The following is a 13,175-nucleotide window of genomic DNA, read 5'->3' as shown; positions in this document are numbered from 1 at the left end:
TTGCGTTTCTTGCTGTTTGCGCTCGCTTAGCTTACCAGCTCTTCGGTGGTCTTAGACCATCCGTTGTGCGGGTGCGCCAGGCGCTCGCAGTGCCCCCAACGGGATTCGAACCCGTGCCGCCGCCTTGAAAGGGCGGTGTCCTAGGCCGCTAGACGATGGGGGCTCAGGATTCCCTGTCGCCTTCCGTCGGAGACCCCTGAAGCATAGGGGACGATTGCCCCTGATGCCAAAGCGGCTGACCGGCGGTCGGCGTCGGCGTGCCAGTGACCGGTCCCGTTGGCGACGGGGCGTTCGTTGGCTCTGGGGAAATCATACGTTGCGGGTCGGCCTCCACGTGACGGGAGATGTAGACCGACTGCTCGCCCAATCCACCCAGCGTGATGTCGTCCCAGGCCTGCAGGCGCCCCGTCTCGCGGTCGAAGTACAGGACGGACGCCTGTACGGGGGTGGGCTGGGCGTGTTCGAGTGCGCGCAGGCCGGCGCCGCCCGTAGAGCCCTGGACGAGCATGCGGCTCCCGCTCGGCAGCATGGTCGTCTTCCGCTCGTGCGTGTGGCCGGCCAGGATCATGGGCGCGGCGCCGCTGAAGCCGCGTCCGACGTCAGGGTCGTGTACGGCGATCACGTCAGGCTTGGCCACCTTGCTCAGATGCGCACGGGCGAACCGGGCGAGGACGGACGGGTCCGAGTCGATGGGTACGGATTTGTCCGGCGTGAACCGCGGGTCGCCGAGGCCGTAGATCTTCAGGCCGGCGACGGTCCGGGTCTCGTCGTCCAGGACGATGGCGTTCCGCTGCCGTTCCACCGCCCGCTGGGTGGTCATCGAGTCGTGGTTGCCCCGGACGTACACGTACGGCACGCCGAGGCGGCCGATCTCGTCCACGAACTTGTTCTCGGCCCTGGTGCCGTGGTCGGAGATGTCGCCGGTGTCGATGACCATGTCCACGGCGAACTGGTCCTTGAGCGAGCGGATGACGTTCCAGGCGATGGGGTTGATGTGGATGTCGGAGACGTGCAGGACCCGGATGGACTTCGGGTCCGGGTCGTACACCGGCAGGGTCGAGACCGTCTCGTAGAGCTTCGAGACGTTCGTGACGAGCTTGGTGAGCTGTGTCCGGTACGACTCGAACCGCGTGACGATCGACTCCGCGCTGCCCACCAGTGACGGCGCCGCGGCGATCAGACCCGAGTAGCGCGGCTCCACGAGCGAGTTGGGACGGAACGTCAGGGCCGCCAGCGCCCCCGTCCCGGCAAGCCCCACAGAGGCCGCCAGAAGGCCCACCAGAGCCACTTTGGGGCGCTTGTAGACCATCAGGACGGCCAGCAGCGCCCCCGCCCCCGCACACAGCAACGAGCGGACGACGAGCATGCGGACGCCGTCCAGCAGATCGCCCTCGATCGTGGCGGGCAGGCGATCGGCCAGCCGCGGGTCCTCCAGGAGGGCGCGGGCGCGTTCCTGGTCGATGTTCTCGAGGGTGATGCGCAGCCGCAGCGGCGCGTCATGCGTGTGGAACGTGAGCGTGCCGAGGGGGCTCGCGTCGACCACCGTCTCGCCGTGCCAGGCGGGGCGGAGCGACATGCCGGTCTCGACCGGGCCGACCTGGGACCGTACGGTGCCGCTGAGGAAGATGCCCAGCCAGGCACCGGCCGCGGCGACGAGGAGAACCGACAGGACCCTCGCGGTCCGCGACCGAAGGATGGCCTTCGACCTGTGGACGAACTTCATACGGATTCTTGCCTACCTGACGGACGGGGCAGAATGGCAAGCGTGATCCAGGTATCGCGGGAGAAGTTCGAGGAACTCGTGGCCGAGGCATTGGACAGCATCCCCCCTGACCTCACCGGCCTCATGAGCAACGTGGTCGTCACGGTCGTCGATGACCCGCCGGAGCCCAACCTGCTCGGCCTGTACACCGGTGTCCCCCTCACGGAGCGCGGCGACTGGTACTCAGCAGTCCTGCCCGACCGCATCGAGATCTACCGCAATGCGATATGTGAGATTTGCGATACGGAAGAGGACGTGATCGAAGAGGTCCGCATCACGGTCGTCCATGAAGTTGGTCACCATTTCGGCATCGACGACGCCCGCCTTCATGAATTGGGCTGGTAACCCTTTGCATTTGGTTGGCTGCTTTAGGTTGCGGTCACCCCTGTCGTTCGGGCACCTTAGGTGACATACCGAACACTCTGAGTCAGGCACAGCGGAGTCCTATGGGGGCCATGCGGGCGCGACGGCCGCCGGGGCGGCATCGCCGTGCCGGAACGCCGCGAGTCACATACCGGGAAGTCATCGCCGTCAGGGAGTTCCGGGCCCTCTGGTTCGGCCAGGGCCTGTCGCTCCTCGGCGACCAGCTCGCGCAGGTCGCGCTCGCCGTGCTCGTCTACGACCGCACGGGCTCGCCCCTGGCCACGGCCGCGGTGTACGCGCTGACGTACCTCCCGTCGATCGTCGGCGGCCCGCTGCTCGCGGGGCTGGCCGACCGGTTCGCGCGCCGCGGCGTCATGCTGACCTGCGACCTGCTGCGGGCCGCGCTGGTGGCCGCGATGGCGGTGCCGGGGCTGCCGTTCTGGGTGCTGTGCGTGCTGGTGTTCTTCGTGGTGCTGCTCAGTGCGCCGTTCTCGGCCGCGCGGGCGGCGCTGCTGCCCGAGATCCTCGACGGCGACGCGTACGTCATGGGCTCGGCCCTGCAGAACATGACGAACCAGGCCGTGCAGATGATCGGCTTCGCGGCCGGCGGAGCGATGATCGCCGCGATGGGCCCCTACCGGGCGCTCGCCCTCGACGCCGCGACGTTCCTCGGGTCGGCGCTGATCATCGTCTCCGGCGTACGCCGGCGTCCCGCTCCAAGTCGCGACGGCGCCAAGCCGTCCATGTGGACGATGACCAAGGGCGGGGCCAGGCTGGTGTTCGGCTCTCCCAAGCTGCGCACTCTGGTGCTCTTCGCGTGGCTGTGCGGCTTCTACATCCTGCCGGAGGGCATAGCGGCGCCGTACGCGGCCACGTTCTCCACCGACGCGTTTCCGGTGCCGGTCATCACGGGGCTGCTCATGGCGGCGATGCCGACCGGGACGGTGATCGGGGCGTTCCTGTTCAGCAGGTTCGTGTCACCGCCGCGACGGCTGCAGCTGATGGGGTGGATGGCCATGCTCAGCTGCGCGCCCCTGATCGTGACGGCGCTGCGGCCGCCGCTCGCCGTGGTGCTCGCCGCGTGGGTGCTGTCGGGCGTCGGCGGGGCGTACCAACTCGCCGCGAACGCCGCCTTCGTGCAAGCCGTACCGGCCGAACGCCGCGGCCAGGCGTTCGGTCTCGTGCAGTCGGGGCTGATGGCCGTACAGGGGATCGGGATCCTCATCGGAGGGTTCGCGGCGGAGAGACTCGGCCCTGAGCCGGTGGTCGCGCTGGCCGGGATCGGCGGGGTGACCTGCGCCGCCGTCCTCACCATGATGTGGACCGAGTCTCGCGACAAGACCGCCCGGGTGCGCGCCCAGGCAGCCGCCTGATCACGGCTGAGGCTTCTGCTCGCCGCTCCAGTCGGTGGTGGACTTGCGCTGCTGCTGCTTGCTGATCACGTCCTGGAGGATCGAGGTCTCGTGGTGCTCGTCGGGCATGAGCAGCCAGCCGATCGCGTAGATGCCGACGCCCAGCCCGCCGAACAGCGTCAGGATCGCCAGCGCGATCCGCACCATGTTGGCGTCGATCCCGACGAACTCGCCGACGCCCGAGCACACACCCGCGACGATCCGGCCTTTTTCGGTCCTGCGGAGTTTCTTGACCTGGTATTCGCTCATGCCTCAAGACTGCCCGTGGGGCCGGTATTCGCACATCAGGATTACCCCTGGTAGAACCCTGGTAGTCCCCTATGCGAGGAGAGGATCCGCAATGGACGACCTGCTGCGCCTCGACGACCGGCTCAACGCCGACCAGCGGTTGATCCGCGACACGGTCAGGTCCTTCGTCGCCGACCGCGTCCTGCCGCACGTGGGTGACTGGTTCGAGGAGGCCGTCTTCCCCGCGCGCGAGCTCGCGCCCGCGCTCGGCTCGCTGGGCCTGCTCGGAATGCACCTCGAGGGGTACGGCTGCGCCGGCACCGACGCGACCTCGTACGGCGTGGCCTGCCGCGAGCTGGAGGCCGGCGACTCGGGGTTGCGCTCGTTCGTGTCGGTGCAGGGCTCGCTGGCGATGTTCCCGATCTGGAAGTACGGCTCCGACGAGCAGAAGCAGGAGTGGCTGCCCCGGATGGCGGCCGGCGAGGCGATCGGCTGCTTCGGCCTGACCGAGCCCGACCACGGCTCCGACCCGGCCGGCATGCGCACGTACGCGAAGAAGGACGGATCCGACTGGATCCTCAACGGCTCCAAGATGTGGATCACGAACGGCTCGATCGCCGACGTGGCGGTGGTGTGGGCGCAGACCGACGAGGGCGTCCGCGGCTTCGTCGTGCCGACCTCGACGCCCGGCTTCTCCGCCCCTGAGATCCACAAGAAACTGTCCCTGAGGGCCTCGGTCACCTCCTCCCTGTACTTCGACGACGTACGCCTGCCCGCCACGGCCGCCCTGCCCGGGGTCGTCGGGCTGCGCGGGCCGCTGTCGTGCCTGTCGGAGGCCCGCTTCGGCATCATCTGGGGCGTCGTGGGCGCCGCCCGCGCCTGCGTGGAGGCGGCCGTCGACTACTCCAAGACGCGCGTCCAGTTCGACAAGCCGATCGGCGCGTTCCAGCTCACCCAGGAGAAACTCGCCTGGATGTACGTCGGCCTGGCCCAGTCCCAGCTCACCGCCCTCCATCTCGGCGAGCTCAAGGACGCCGGCACGCTGAAGCCCCGCCAGATCAGCTTCGGCAAGCTGGCCAACGTCCGCGCCGCCCTCGACATCGCCCGCCAGGCCCGTACGATCCTGGGCGGCAACGGGATCACGCTGGAGTACCCTGTGATCAGGCACATGAACAACCTGGAGAGTGTGCTGACGTACGAAGGCACACAGGAAATCCATACGCTGGTGCTGGGAGAGGCGCTGACCGGGCTGCCGGCTTACCGGTGATGGAGGCGTCGCGGGCAGGACGGTAATCTCTGTACCCTTGCTCGTGCGAGGGGCGTTAGCTCAATTGGCAGAGCTGCGGACTTTTAATCCGTAGGTTCCGGGTTCGAGCCCCGGGCGCCCTACCACTCCACACCCCACCTGACTTGCACTTTCTCGATCCTCGGCCTTCTCCTGCGAGGCAGGATGGCCGAGTTCATGCTCGTCACATGCTCTTCGGCACGCGTCCGGCACAGCGGCGGCGCCGCAGGAAAGACACGCCCGCGCGTGGCCAGGTCTTCGCGGCGCTGCTCGGTGTGAGCGTGACGGATGGCTCGCTTCCGAGGCCGTCGGCGTAGGTCCCGGGCTCGGATGACTACGCTGGATCTGCCGGGTGGGGAGGCGGCGATCTGTATGGGCGATGGGCACGCGAGTGGCCGGTCTGAGCGGGAGGGCATGCTCGGAGCCGAATGGGAGAGCCACCGGCCTGCGGTTTTCGGCGTGGCCTACCGGCTGCTGGGAAGTGTGGCCGATGCCGAGGACGTGACCCAGGACGTGTGGTTGCGGGCGGCCGGAACGGATCTGCGGGGTATCGATGATCTGCGGGCCTGGCTGGTGACGGTGGCCGCACGGCGGTCGTACGACATTCTCAAGAGTGCCCGTTACCGCCGGGAGACCTACGTCGGGCCGTGGCTGCCGGAGCCACTGCTGACGGGGCCGGACGCATCCGAGCCGGTCCTCGTCGATGAGTCCGTCGGCTCGGCGATGCTACTGATCATGGAGGAGTTGAGCCCGCCGGAGCGGGTGGCCTTCGTCCTGCACGATGTGTTCGGTCTTGAGTTCGGCCGGATCGCCGAAGTGCTGGATGTCTCCGCGCCGAGTGCCCGGCAACTGGCCTCACGGGCGCGGCGGCGGGTGGCCAACGCGAAGCAGTCCTTGCCGCAGGCGTCGCAGGCGGAGCGCGAACGTGTGCTGGCGGCCTTTCGCGCCGCGTACGAGGCCGGGGATCTGGCTGGGCTGGTCAGGCTGCTGCACCCGGACGCCCTCTACGTCACCGACGGCGGCGGCAAGGCCGCCGCGATGCGCAAGCCCGTCTACGGTGGTGAGCGCGTCGCTGAGGTGCTGGTGCGGGTGGGCCGCCAGTGGCGGCCGGACCGCATCGAGGTCGTCGAGGTCGGTGGCGAGCTCGCCCTGGCGTTCTACCGGGACGGCCGTGTCTTCTCCGTGGACACTTTGCAGATCACAGACGGCCTGATCAGCGCGTACCGCAGGGTCATCAACCCGGACAAGCTTTCTCACCTCTGAGCTGTCACACCCCGAGGGGCTGCCTCGTCTCCCTGATGAGAACCAGAACGGGACAGACGAAGGAACGCTTGCGAGCAGATGAGATCAGGTATGCGCCCACCTGCTGCGTTCCTCCGACGACGAGCCGCGATGAGCCCCGTCTGTGACCGGGATGCGCGCTCGAGAGCCGCCTCCCAGTAAGGACCTTCATGCAAGCCATCACTGTACGAGACCGTGAAGCCGGTCTCTCCGGGCTGTCCCTGACGGACATGCCCTACCCCCATGCGGCCGAGAACGACGTCATCGTGCGGGTACACGCCGCGGGCATGACCTCTGGAGAGCTGGACTGGCCGGGCACGTGGACCGATCGCGCGGGCCGTGACCGGACGCCGAGCGTACCCGGGCACGAGTTGTCGGGTGTGGTCGAAGAGCTGGGGCACGGCACGACCGGCTTGAGTGTCGGCCAGCGGGTGTTCGGCCTGGCTGACTGGACCCGCAACGGCTCGCTCGCCGAATACGTCGCGGTGGAGGCCCGCAATCTCGCGCCGCTGCCAGCGGATGTCGACCACATCCTGGCCGCGGCACTGCCGATCTCCGGGCTGACCGCCTGGCAGGGCCTGTTCGACCACGGGCGCCTGGTCACAGGCCAGACCGTCCTGATCCACGGCGCCGCGGGCGGCGTCGGCTCGATCGCGGTGCAGCTCGCCCGCGAGGTCGGCGCCCGTGTCATCGGCACCGGGCGGTCCGCCGACCGGGACAGGGTGCTTGCCCTGGGCGTCGACGCCTTCCTGGACCTGCAGACGGAGAAGCTGGAAGACGCCGGCGAGGCCGACGTCGTGTTCGATGTGATCGGCGGAGACATTCTCGACCGATCGGCCGCCCTGGTCCGGGCCGGCGGCACGCTCGTCAGCATCACCCTGCCGCCCAAGGTCCAGCCCAAAGACGGGCGGGCGGTCTTCTTCGTCGTCGAACCCGACCGCGCCCGGCTCACCGAGCTGGCCACGCGACTGAGGGACGGCCGGCTCAAGCAGGTCATCGGCGACGTACGGCCACTCGCTGAAGCACCCGCCGCCTTCGCCCCCGCCACGCGCACCCCGGGCAAGACGATCATCCGCGTCACGGAAGACCGAACAGGAGACCAATCATGATCGGAATGCGGATCGCCGGTGGCGTACTGGCCGTCGCCGCGCTGACTGCGGCCACGCCCCACTCCACCTCGGACCAGCCCGCCCCAGCCACGACGCCGACCGCGGCCGTGACATCGGAGCACCCCGCCGAGACCTTCAAGCCACTGCTCGAGCAGAGCCTGCCGAATGTGAAGGGCAAGACGTTCACCTCGGCGATCGTCGACTTCCCGCCCAACGCACGCGCGATGCCGCACCGGCACGGCAAGGCGTTCGTCTACGCCTACGTACTCGCAGGCACCGTGCGCAGCAAGCTCGACGGCAAGCCCGCGACCACCTACCGCCAAGGCGCGAACTGGGTCGAGTCGCCGGGCGCCCACCACGTCCTCACCGAGAACACCAGCCGGACCCAACGGGCCAAGCTCCTGGTCGTCTTCGTCTCCAACACCGGAGACAAGCTCAAAGTCGACGACCCTGGGTCGTAGCGCGTCGTACGCGACGGGCGCCAACGTGTCCGCACGCACTCACTGCCTCTGCCGGAACCCAGACACCGGCCACAAAGGACGCGCCCCAAGCACGGAAGATCGACGATCATCCTTGTCCGATCGGTGAGGAGTGGACTTCCAGCAGGTTCGGCGCTGCCTTCGGAGATCTCTCGACGACCGGCGAAGGCTCAGCTGCGCGGTGCCGGGTCGCGGGTTCCGGCAGCGGGAGGCACGGATGAAGGACGAGAACACCAGAAGGGCCGGCGACCTGCCGCTGGGCGTCTTCGACACTGCCCCGGCGGGCGTGGCGGTGTTCAGCGGTCCCGATCATCGGCTGATCTACATGAACCACGCCTACCAGGAGATCGTCGGAGAACACCCGCTCGGAGCCCCGGCCAGGGAAGTGTTTCACGACATCACCCAGCAGGGATTCTTCACGGTGCTCGATCAGGTGAGGGAAACGGGAAAGGCCGTGAAGGAGATCCCGTTCGAGTACCGCGATCCCCCGCTGGCGGGACGGGAGCGTTACTCCTCGGTCAGCCTGTCGAGGATCTCACTGGAAAACGGCGAGGAAGGCGTGATGATCACGGCCGTGGAGGTCACGGACCAGGTCGAGTCCAAACGGCTGGGCGGCTCCATCACCGCGGAGCGGGACAGGTTCCTGCAGCGCTATCAGAGCCTGACTCAGCTTGAGAGGCAGGAGATCTGGGTGTCCGATTCCAGGGGGGAGGTGATCGAGCCGTGTCCCGGCTGGCACCGGCTCACCGGGCAGCCGTGGGAGGAACACCGCGGTCACGGCTGGCTGAATGCCGTGCACCCCGACGACCGCGAATCCACCAAGACAAGTGGCTCGAGACGGTCGAACGGGTGGGTGACTGGGACTACGTCAACCGCCTGAAGACACGCGACGGCAGCTATCGGCATGTTCGCCTACGCGCCGTACCCGTCGTCGAGGGCGGTGAGGTGGTCGAGTGGGTCGGCACCTTCACCGACGTCGAGCAGGAGTGGCAGGAGGAACGCCGCAAGGAACTGCTCGACCGGGCCGCCGCGGCCACCGCCGACCTCGGGAGCCTGGATGAGGTGGTGCGCACGCTGGCCGACGTGATCGTGCCCGCGCTGGCCGACGTGTGCGCCGTCTTCCTGCTGCCGGAGTTCGAGGGTGAGTCGATCCAGCTGCCCTTCGTCGCTGAGCGCCTCATCAGCATCGCGCGGACGGGCATCCCACCGGCGGTCGGCCCGCAGACGATCGACGAAGAGCGCGACTTCGTCACGGTGATCAGGACCCGCCGCCCGATCCTCCGGGTCTTCCCCAAGGGAGAACCGCCACCGGGCAGCATGCCGCCGGGTGCCGAGGACTACGCGGTCGGCACCGAACTCAACAGCGTGGCAATGGCGCCGGTGATCGTGGACGGCGCGGTGGCGGCGGTGGTGGCCGCCGGGCGCTATGGGGACCGCGAACGGCTCAATCCGGATGATGTCGATCTGCTGGGCCGGATGCTGGCTCACGCGCATGTCCATCTCAGCAACGCGATGCGGTTCCAGCGCACCCAGCGCGTGGCCCTGGCGTTGCAGAAGTACCTGCTCCGAGACCCGCCGCGGGTGCCGGGGCTGGAGATCGCCGCCCGGTACCGGGCCAGCGCCACCTCGGCGGAGATCGGCGGCGACTGGTACGACTGCTTCGTACGGCCCGACGGCTCCGCCGTGCTGACGATCGGCGACGTGGCCGGCCACGACCTGGCGGCGGCGGTGACGATGAGCCAGCTGCGCAACATGCTCAGAGGGCTGGCGGTGGACCGCCAGGAGCCCCCCGGTGACATCCTGCGCCGTATGGACGTCGCCACCGAGTTGCTGAACGGCGAGGGCACGGCGACCTGCATCCTCGCCCACTTGGAAAGGCCGGACAGCGGCGTCTGGTCGCTTCATTACTCAGTGGCCGGCCACCCGCCGCCCCTGCTCGTCACCCCCGAGGGCGAGGCACGCTTCCTCGAAGGCACCGTCAACCCCCTCCTGGGCGCGGACTACGACATGTCGCGCAGCAGCTCCGTCGCGGTGCTTCCCGCACGTGGCACGCTGCTGCTCTACACCGACGGCCTGGTGGAAGTGCCAGGAGAGCATCTCGACCTGGGACTCGAACGGCTCCGCCGCGGCTCCGCCTCGCTGGCCCACGAGCCTCTTGACAACTTCTGCGACAGACTGCTCCAGCTGCCTTCGGTGTACAGGGACGACGTCGCCATGATCGCCGTACGCCTGCCGGGGATTTGAGCACACGTGGGCGGTGATCGCCCGCCGTCCCGATCTACCGCCGGAGCAGTCGATCCTCAAGCAGGGCCTGCTCCCCAGTGAACCCCTCCGCGTCGTCCCGAAGACGTGACGACAGCCCCGCTTCCCTCGGCAATGACCCGGATCGGCAGGGGTCACGCGCTGGGGGAAAGCGGCGCTGCCCTTCCCACCATCTCGAAACGGACGCGACCAAGAGCACGAGGCGGTCCCGCCAAGGGACGGCCAAATGAGAACGATCAAGGGACGGCGCCCGCCCTGTCGTTGCTCCTTGCTGACACACACAGGCAGCCCCTTATTCGCTGGTGCAGGTGGTCGACCGCTCCGTACGATCGAGCTGGTGTCACTGGACAAGCACGGCAGACGGGTCTGGTGAGCGGCATCCGCCCGGACCACGGCACCATGTTCGTGCGGTGGATCTGGTGCCGAGCCGTACTGCACCGCGGCTGGTGGCTGGTGACCAGCGTCTACCTCGTCGTCGACGCGCGTCTGCCGGCGTCGGAACTGGTGCTGATCGGCGTCGCGCAGGCCGTCGCCGCGCTCGTGTTCGAGGTTCCCGCCGGTGTCGTCGCCGACACCCTCAGCCGCAAGTGGTCGCTGGTCGTCTCCCATGCGCTCATGGGTATCGCCATGATCACCACCGGCCTGATCAGTGACTTCCCGCCGTTGATGGCCACGCAGATGCTCTGGGGGCTGTCGTGGACCTTCGCCAGCGGCGCGGATGTGGCGTGGATCAGCGACGAACTCGACGATCCGGTGCGCGTCCCGGTGGTGCTGATCCGGGCGGAGCGGGCCCAGCTCACCGGGACCGTCGCCGGGCTGGCGGGCATCGGCGGCCTGGCCTGGCTCACCGGGCGCAGTCCGGCGATGGTGCTCGCCGGAGCGGCCATGCTGCTCCTCGGCCTGTACGTCGTCGTCGGCTTCCGCGAGCAGCGCTTCGTCCCGGTCCCGGAAAGACGGTGGTCGGCTGCCTGGTCGATCCTGGCCCGCGGGTCACGCCTGGTACGCGGCAGCCGTATGCTGCTCGCCGTCTTCACCGCGACGTTCCTGGTCAACGGCGTCGCCGACGCCTTCGGCCGGCTGTATCCGCTGCGGCTGGTCACCCTCGCACCGGCGGTCGATCCGGTCGCCTGGTTCACCGGCCTGGGTGTGCTGATGTGCCTCGCGGGGGCAGCCGCCCTGCGCGTCGCGCAGCCCCGGATCCGCTGCCCAAACACCGCCCGGCGCGGCTACGTCGTCGCGTGCGCCGTCGCCGCGGTGGGTGCCGTCGGCCTCGCCCTCGCATACGAGGCGACCAGCGGCAGCCTCGCCGTGCTGCTGGCCGCCGGCGCGTTGCCGCTGACCCGCAGCTTCGGCACCATCTGGGTCAACGACCAGACCGTCGGCGCCGTCAGGGCCACCGTACATTCGCTGCTCGCCCAGGCCGAGTACGCGGGGAAGATCGCCTGCGGGCTCGCTGTCGCCCTGATCACCGACCTCGCCGGGGTGTTCCTCGCACTTACGGCGTGCGGCGCGCTCCTCGTGATCGCGATCATCATCGTCCAACGCTTCGGTACATCCCACCAGTGAGCTACCACCAGGCGAGGCGCCGCGAGCGTGTGCCAGAGCCTGATCAGATGATCGACACCCTGCGGACCGGCACGAGGGTGCGAGCCCGTGGCGGCCGTGCAGGATTTCGCGGGATATCCGCCTACGACTGCTGATCGGCCGGCATGCCGGCCACCCGGCCCGCGGGACGTTCCGGGCCGGCTTCCGCTGTGGATGACGGTTGCTGTTCCAGCGGTCGTCGCCTGTGCAGCAGGAGTGCGGTCAGGCCGCCCGCGATCAGGCCCCAGAACGCCGCGCCGATGCCGAGGATCGTCATCCCCGACGCGGTGACCACGAACGTGACCACCGCGGCCTCCCGTCCCTCCGGCTCGGTCACCGCGCCGGCCAGCGACGAGCCGAGCGCCGACAACAACGCGAGGCCGGCCACCGCGGTGACCAGCACCGGTGGGGACAGCAGCACCAGCGCCATGGCGAGGCCGGCGCCGAGGCCGAGTGTCAGCTGCCCGGCGCCGAGGGCCACCGTCGCGATCCACCGGCGGCCGGGGTCGGGGTGGGTGTCCGGGCCGGCGGTCAGCGCTGCGGTGATCGCGGCCAGGTTGACGGCGTGCCCGCCGAACGGCGCCGCTGCCGCGCTCGCCAGACCGGTCGCGACGAGGACCGGGCGCAGGGGCGGCACGTACCCGTACGTCGCCATGACCGCCATACCGGGGACGTTCTGCGCGGCCATGGTGACGAGAAACAGCGGGATGGCGATGCTCACCACAACGGACGGGTTCAGCGTCGGGGTGGTCAGCTCGACCGCGGGCCGCAGCGCCGCGCCGGACAGGCCGTTGCCGGTCCCGTGCGCCGCGATGGCGACGACCGCCGCGACGAGCGCGCCAGGAACGGCCCACTGCCGCAGGTACCGCTGTAACACCGCCCAGGTCAGGACGACGGGCACGGCCAACAGCGGGATGTCGACGACGGCGCGGACCGGTGCGGTGCACAGGCTGAGGATGACGCCCGCCAGCATGGCACCGGCGATGGGACGCGGGATGGCGGCGATCGCCCGGGCCGGCCATGGCGACAGGCCGGCGAGGACGATGAGCCCGGCGCAGACGATGAACGCGCCGACCGCGGCCGGGAAGCCGCCGGGCACGGGACCGGTCGCCACCAGCAGCGCCGCGCCGGGGGTGGACCAGGCGATGCTGATCGGCATGCGGTACCGCAGCCCGAGGAGGACCGCCACCGCCCCGATGCCGCAGCAGAGGGCGAGCAGCCCGGACGCGGCCTGCCCCGGCGTCGCCCCGACGGCACGCAGCCCAGCGAGGACGACGGTGAACGAACTGGCGTAGCCGACCACCGCGCTGACCAGCCCCGCCATGACGGCCCGCACCCGTACGCCCACCCCTCGGTCACCAGTCTCGCAAATCGTTCCGTTTGCGGAACGACCCTATCGACGTGGCCACC

Annotated in this window: 12 protein-coding genes and 2 tRNA genes; 10 read left to right on the top strand and 4 right to left on the bottom strand. The window is 69.3% G+C overall.

The genetic code is table 11. From position 1 onward, the window contains the following. Window positions 1-90: 90 nt before the first annotated feature. Together ACIBP6_RS33565 and ACIBP6_RS33560 are read right to left on the bottom strand one after the other, a co-directional pair. A tRNA-Glu gene (locus tag ACIBP6_RS33565) sits at window positions 91-163 on the bottom strand. Next, window positions 164-1,723 (bottom strand): metallophosphoesterase family protein, encoded by a 1,560-nt coding sequence (locus ACIBP6_RS33560; protein ID WP_397057834.1) that lies wholly within the window; start codon window positions 1,721-1,723, stop codon window positions 164-166. Between the two features lie 33 nt (window positions 1,724-1,756). Between ACIBP6_RS33560 and ACIBP6_RS33555 the strand changes: the two genes are divergently transcribed. Together ACIBP6_RS33555 and ACIBP6_RS33550 are read left to right on the top strand one after the other, a co-directional pair. Further along, on the top strand, window positions 1,757-2,107 hold the full coding sequence (locus ACIBP6_RS33555) for a metallopeptidase family protein (protein ID WP_397057833.1): 351 nt from the start codon (window positions 1,757-1,759) through the stop codon (window positions 2,105-2,107). Between the two features lie 110 nt (window positions 2,108-2,217). Continuing rightward, the gene (locus tag ACIBP6_RS33550; RefSeq protein ID WP_397057832.1) at window positions 2,218-3,498 is read left to right on the top strand and encodes an MFS transporter; all 1,281 of its coding nucleotides are present in this window, start codon (window positions 2,218-2,220) and stop codon (window positions 3,496-3,498) included. Here the strand turns inward: ACIBP6_RS33550 and ACIBP6_RS33545 are convergent, their stop codons facing one another. After that, window positions 3,499-3,786 (bottom strand): PspC domain-containing protein, encoded by a 288-nt coding sequence (locus tag ACIBP6_RS33545; protein WP_132608385.1) that lies wholly within the window; start codon window positions 3,784-3,786, stop codon window positions 3,499-3,501. It abuts the gene before it with no gap. 91 nt (window positions 3,787-3,877) lie between these two features. Between ACIBP6_RS33545 and ACIBP6_RS33540 the strand changes: the two genes are divergently transcribed. The 8 genes from ACIBP6_RS33540 (at window position 3,878) to ACIBP6_RS33505 (ending at window position 11,747) form a co-directional block, all read left to right on the top strand. Then, window positions 3,878-5,032 carry an acyl-CoA dehydrogenase family protein gene (locus tag ACIBP6_RS33540; protein ID WP_397057831.1) on the top strand — a complete coding sequence of 385 codons (1,155 nt, stop codon included), beginning with the start codon at window positions 3,878-3,880 and terminating at the stop codon, window positions 5,030-5,032. 49 nt (window positions 5,033-5,081) lie between these two features. Further along, window positions 5,082-5,157 (top strand) — tRNA-Lys (locus ACIBP6_RS33535). A gap of 265 nt (window positions 5,158-5,422) precedes the next feature. Beyond that, complete coding sequence (gene sigJ / locus ACIBP6_RS33530) at window positions 5,423-6,313, top strand: RNA polymerase sigma factor SigJ (RefSeq protein ID WP_397057948.1); 891 nt, start codon at window positions 5,423-5,425, stop codon at window positions 6,311-6,313. Window positions 6,314-6,501: 188 nt separating this feature from the next. Continuing rightward, window positions 6,502-7,440 carry an NADP-dependent oxidoreductase gene (locus ACIBP6_RS33525; protein ID WP_397057830.1) on the top strand — a complete coding sequence of 313 codons (939 nt, stop codon included), beginning with the start codon at window positions 6,502-6,504 and terminating at the stop codon, window positions 7,438-7,440. Further along, a complete protein-coding gene (locus ACIBP6_RS33520) occupies window positions 7,437-7,901 on the top strand; it encodes a cupin domain-containing protein (RefSeq protein WP_397057829.1) in 465 nt (154 codons plus the stop codon). The genes ACIBP6_RS33525 and ACIBP6_RS33520 overlap by 4 nt, the downstream gene beginning before the upstream one ends. Window positions 7,902-8,136: 235 nt before the next feature. Next, window positions 8,137-8,799, top strand: a complete 663-nt coding sequence (locus tag ACIBP6_RS33515) for a PAS domain-containing protein (RefSeq protein ID WP_397057828.1) — start codon at window positions 8,137-8,139, stop codon at window positions 8,797-8,799. Then, on the top strand, window positions 8,769-10,163 hold the full coding sequence (locus ACIBP6_RS33510; protein WP_397057827.1) for a PP2C family protein-serine/threonine phosphatase: 1,395 nt from the start codon (window positions 8,769-8,771) through the stop codon (window positions 10,161-10,163). The genes ACIBP6_RS33515 and ACIBP6_RS33510 overlap by 31 nt, the downstream gene beginning before the upstream one ends. Before the next feature lie 387 nt (window positions 10,164-10,550). After that, complete coding sequence (locus tag ACIBP6_RS33505; RefSeq protein ID WP_397057826.1) at window positions 10,551-11,747, top strand: MFS transporter; 1,197 nt, start codon at window positions 10,551-10,553, stop codon at window positions 11,745-11,747. Window positions 11,748-11,868: 121 nt separating this feature from the next. Here the strand turns inward: ACIBP6_RS33505 and ACIBP6_RS33500 are convergent, their stop codons facing one another. Beyond that, window positions 11,869-13,113, bottom strand: coding sequence for a benzoate/H(+) symporter BenE family transporter (locus ACIBP6_RS33500; RefSeq protein WP_397057825.1), 1,245 nt, complete (start codon window positions 13,111-13,113; stop codon window positions 11,869-11,871). Window positions 13,114-13,175 lie beyond the last annotated feature (62 nt).

This window comes from Nonomuraea terrae (assembly GCF_044465245.1).
GTDB classification, from domain to species: Bacteria; Actinomycetota; Actinomycetes; order Streptosporangiales; family Streptosporangiaceae; genus Nonomuraea; species Nonomuraea terrae.
Note: the sequence above shows the minus strand (reverse complement) of the source record. Positions and strands in the feature narration are given on the sequence as shown.

What these genes read in the sequence shown, in the direction of transcription:
- ACIBP6_RS33540 (WP_397057831.1), top strand. Translation starts at nt 3,878, where the DNA reads ATGGACGACCTGCTGCGCCTCGACGACCGGCTCAACGCCGACCAGCGG.
- sigJ (WP_397057948.1), top strand. Translation starts at nt 5,423, where the DNA reads ATGGGCGATGGGCACGCGAGTGGCCGGTCTGAGCGGGAGGGCATGCTC.
- ACIBP6_RS33525 (WP_397057830.1), top strand. Translation starts at nt 6,502, where the DNA reads ATGCAAGCCATCACTGTACGAGACCGTGAAGCCGGTCTCTCCGGGCTG.
- ACIBP6_RS33550 (WP_397057832.1), top strand. Translation starts at nt 2,218, where the DNA reads ATGCGGGCGCGACGGCCGCCGGGGCGGCATCGCCGTGCCGGAACGCCG.
- ACIBP6_RS33555 (WP_397057833.1), top strand. Translation starts at nt 1,757, where the DNA reads ATGGCAAGCGTGATCCAGGTATCGCGGGAGAAGTTCGAGGAACTCGTG.
- ACIBP6_RS33560 (WP_397057834.1), bottom strand. Translation starts at nt 1,723, where the DNA reads ATGAAGTTCGTCCACAGGTCGAAGGCCATCCTTCGGTCGCGGACCGCG.
- ACIBP6_RS33515 (WP_397057828.1), top strand. Translation starts at nt 8,137, where the DNA reads ATGAAGGACGAGAACACCAGAAGGGCCGGCGACCTGCCGCTGGGCGTC.
- ACIBP6_RS33545 (WP_132608385.1), bottom strand. Translation starts at nt 3,786, where the DNA reads ATGAGCGAATACCAGGTCAAGAAACTCCGCAGGACCGAAAAAGGCCGG.
- ACIBP6_RS33520 (WP_397057829.1), top strand. Translation starts at nt 7,437, where the DNA reads ATGATCGGAATGCGGATCGCCGGTGGCGTACTGGCCGTCGCCGCGCTG.